The following is a 3,718-nucleotide window of genomic DNA, read 5'->3' on the forward strand; positions in this document are numbered from 1 at the left end:
CTAGTACGCAACCGGTATCTGAATACGTTCAGATACATGGGTAGAAGTATATGACTTCTGTTTCGGAAAGTGGCTGCGGGCTTAGCTTGTCCTGCGGCCTTGCTCTTTCCGGATCAGATCAAGCGCGAGAAGGGCGTTTGGTGGATGCCTAGGCAGTAAGAGGCGATGAAGGACGTGGTACCCTGCGTTAAGCTATGGCGAGCCGGGAACAGGCTTTGACCCATAGATCTCCGAATGGGGAAACCCACCTGACAGTTTGTTGTAATTACCTCTGGTAGCTTACAATGGGCTGAAACAGGTACTTTAATCCTGAATACATAGGGGTTTTAGAGCGAACCCGGGGAACTGAAACATCTAAGTACCCGGAGGAAAGGACATCAACAGAGACTCCGTTAGTAGTGGCGAGCGAACGCGGATCAGCCGATGCATGAAGTGTGGTCAGAATGAGCTGGAAAGCTCAGCCATAGCGGGTGACAGCCCCGTATGAGAAGCACCATTGCACATATTAAGTAGGGCGGGACACGTGAAATCCTGTCTGAAGATCGGAGGACCACCTCCGAAGGCTAAGTACTCCTTACTGACCGATAGCGAACCAGTACCGTGAGGGAAAGGTGAAAAGCACCCCGACGAGGGGAGTGAAACAGTACCTGAAACCGGACGCCTACAAGCAGTCGGAGCCTCCTTGAGAGGTGACGGCGTACCTTTTGTATAATGGGTCAACGACTTGGTCTAACGAGCGAGCTTAAGCCGATAGGTGTAGGCGCAGCGAAAGCGAGTCTTAAATGGGCGAATGAGTTCGTTGGATCAGACCCGAAACCAGGTGATCTAGCCATGAGCAGGATGAAGGTAAGGTAACACTTACTGGAGGTCCGAACCAACACCCGTTGAAAAGGGTCTGGATGACTTGTGGCTAGGGGTGAAAGGCTAATCAAACCTGGAGATAGCTGGTTCTCCGCGAAAGCTATTTAGGTAGCGCCTCGGACGAATACCATCGGGGGTAGAGCACTGGATGGGCAATGGGGTCCCACAGACTTACTGAGCCTAACCAAACTCCGAATACCGATGAGTACTATCCGGGAGACACACAGCGGGTGCTAACGTCCGTTGTGAAGAGGGAAACAACCCTGACCTGCAGCTAAGGCCCCTAATTCATGGCTAAGTGGGAAAGCATGTGAGACGGCCAAAACAACCAGGAGGTTGGCTTAGAAGCAGCCATCCTTTAAAGATAGCGTAACAGCTCACTGGTCTAGATAAGCTGTCTTGCGGCGAAGATGTATCGGGGCTCAAGCCATGAGCCGAAGCTCGGGATGCACAGCGATGTGCGTGGTAGCGGAGCGTTCTGTGATATAGAACGCTGTCTCTTGTTGATCCTTATCGGACCAACGCAGAGACACTGTTCTTTCTGTGAAGCCGGGCTGTAAGGCATCCGGTGGAGAGATCAGAAGTGAGAATGTTGACATGAGTAGCGACAAAGAGGGTGAGAGACCCTCTCGCCGAAAGTCCAAGGGTTCCTGCTTAAAGCTAATCTGAGCAGGGTAAGCCGGCCCCTAAGGCGAGGCCGAAAGGCGTAGTCGATGGGAACACGGTTAATATTCCGTGGCCAGGAGGATGTGACGGATCTCGAAGATTGTCTTCCCTTATCGGATTGGGAAGGCCGTTCAGAGGTTCCTGGAAATAGCCCTCCATCAGACCGTACCCTAAACCGACACAGGTGGACAGGTAGAGTATACCAATCACAGGTTCAAATCCTGTCCCCGCAACCAAATTACTAAACGATATCAAATACATAGGACCCGACTTAAACAGTCGGGTTTTGGCTTGTGCAAAACACATCAACGCCACCTCAACGTTTGACGAGTCCCCCCTGAAAAGCGGGTATCATGACGCCGGTTTGCAAGCTGGTTCCAGCCATGTCCAAATGTCCGCTGTGACTTCAGCAAGAGACTTGCCTTCCAGCGCGGTCCCGCCGGAATAGGCGCGCCACTGGGTCATCTTGCCCGGGTCGGACGAGAACTCAGCCGACAGGCCGACAGGGCATGTCGCTGGAACCGCAGTATTTCTGCGCTCAAAGGTTCCCAAGATCGCAGCGGCGAGATCCTTCATGTCGATCCCGACTGCCTTTGGCAGCGTCCAGAGGTCGTAAAAATCCTTCATTCGGCTGTTGGCGATGCCCAGCGCAACGACAGCCTGAAACTTCTCGGCGATGACCGTCGCTGGCGAATAGGCCCGGATCGACGCAGTTGGAAAGTCCAACAGGGAGCCGTACTCGATCTCGAACTTCGGATCCCCAAGGGCATCACCGAAGCCGAGGTCGACGGTGATCGGAATCTGGGTTGTTCCCAAGAAGGCAGTCGTGCGGAGGCGCATACCGCCGTAAACCTGATCTTCGCGGATCGCGACGGCCGTCAGATTGGCCGTATCGTAGATTAGTCCATCACGGCCATCGATGGCAAGGATGGCTGAAAAGGCTTCCTTCAACTGGGTTTCTTCGTCGGACCCGAATGCCAGGAAATCGATATCCCGTGTGAACCTCCCTGTATCAGCAGTCCACAGCGTCACCAGCATGCCGCCCTTGAGGACGAAGCGGTCACGATATTCGGAAACCGAAAGTCGGTATACCAGCCGTTCGAGGCCGAAGGCGACGAGGACGACATCAAACACCTGTCCCTCTTCACGGGCCAGGTTCAGCAGGCGCTGGCGGACGGACGCCGCGATGTCCTTGGGTTGCTTAGCCATTGGAAGTCAGGGCCTCCAGATACGGACGCATCTGGTTCCAGGCCCCGTTTTCTTGCGCGGCCGCTGCCAGTTGCCCCGGGGTTGCCTTCCGGTCGTTAAGCGCCGATTTCATGGCCTCAATTGCAACGGACCGGTCAACCAGCTTCGGGTTCCTGAATGCATCGGCAATCGTCTTGGCGACCGAATAGACTCGCACCTCGACGTCTCGGATTCTATGAACCTCTTGCCCGTTCGTCAGGTAAGGTTCACGGAAACGGACGATGCGGATCTGTGGGTACGCGATCTTGGGTGCCCAATCCGTTGCGCCAATCGAGATCCAGACCTTGCGGGGAAGTTGGTCCGTCAGTTGATGGAAGGACATCGCCGAGGTCAGGCAGATGATGGCTTTGGGCGCACGCTTGGTGATTTCGATCAGTGCCGAATGCAGGTCCGGTTCGCTGTCAGGCAGTTGGTAGAGGCCCCGACCGATGCGAACTATCGCGCCGTCGGAAACGGCGCGTGAGATGGCTGTGGCGGCCACGCCTATGGCTGCCAGCTCCCTCGAACGGGCCGGAGCATGGGTCTCCATGTAGTCGATCATGCGGGCGCGTTGGCCGGGATCGATCATCATTGAGTTAGAAATCCTCGGACAGATTGGGTTCTTGTCTGAGGTTTTGTAACACGAGAAGACGCTCCGGACAACCGGCACATTTGTGCCGCTCGTCGGACAGCCGCTCAGCCATGGTCAGGATCGTCAGCAGCACCGCGTTGCAATGCTGCGCCAACAGGATGAGATGTTCTCCACTTGGCCCCCGTTCTCCTGAAAGCCAGTACTTTACGGTGCGTTCGCTCGCCCCTGTCCAGCGCATCACCGTCTTGATGGCCTGGTGCGTCGGACCCAGTTCAGCCCGCAACGCGGCGGCCACGGCTTCGCGATAACGGGCCTGATCCGCCGCCAAGTGCACAGTTGTGCCCATTTTCGGCACAACTGTGCCCATCTTTA

General features: G+C 55.5%; 3 protein-coding genes and 1 other annotated feature. All 3 genes read right to left on the minus strand.

Translation table 11 applies throughout. The annotated features are described in order from the left end of the window. Positions 1–116 precede the first annotated feature (116 nt). Positions 117–1,826 (plus strand) — a sequence feature (23S ribosomal RNA rRNA prediction is too short). Positions 1,827–1,878: 52 nt separating this feature from the next. After that, positions 1,879–2,736: a nucleotidyl transferase AbiEii/AbiGii toxin family protein gene (locus tag DRF71_RS26965; protein ID WP_112313504.1), complete on the minus strand. Its 858-nt coding sequence runs from the start codon at positions 2,734–2,736 to the stop codon at positions 1,879–1,881. After that, positions 2,729–3,346: a type IV toxin-antitoxin system AbiEi family antitoxin domain-containing protein gene (locus DRF71_RS26970; protein WP_198672418.1), complete on the minus strand. Its 618-nt coding sequence runs from the start codon at positions 3,344–3,346 to the stop codon at positions 2,729–2,731. Before DRF71_RS26970 ends, DRF71_RS26965 begins: the two co-directional genes overlap by 8 nt. A gap of 4 nt (positions 3,347–3,350) precedes the next feature. Beyond that, positions 3,351–3,718, minus strand: a 368-nt coding sequence (locus DRF71_RS26975) for an XRE family transcriptional regulator (protein ID WP_112313507.1), incomplete at its 5' end; no start/stop codon positions are given.

It is taken from the genome of Pseudogemmobacter bohemicus (genome assembly GCF_003290025.1).
In the GTDB taxonomy this organism is placed as follows: Bacteria; Pseudomonadota; Alphaproteobacteria; order Rhodobacterales; family Rhodobacteraceae; genus Pseudogemmobacter; species Pseudogemmobacter bohemicus.

What these genes read in the sequence shown, in the direction of transcription:
- DRF71_RS26965 (WP_112313504.1), bottom strand. Translation starts at nt 2,736, where the DNA reads ATGGCTAAGCAACCCAAGGACATCGCGGCGTCCGTCCGCCAGCGCCTG.
- DRF71_RS26970 (WP_198672418.1), bottom strand. Translation starts at nt 3,346, where the DNA reads ATGATGATCGATCCCGGCCAACGCGCCCGCATGATCGACTACATGGAG.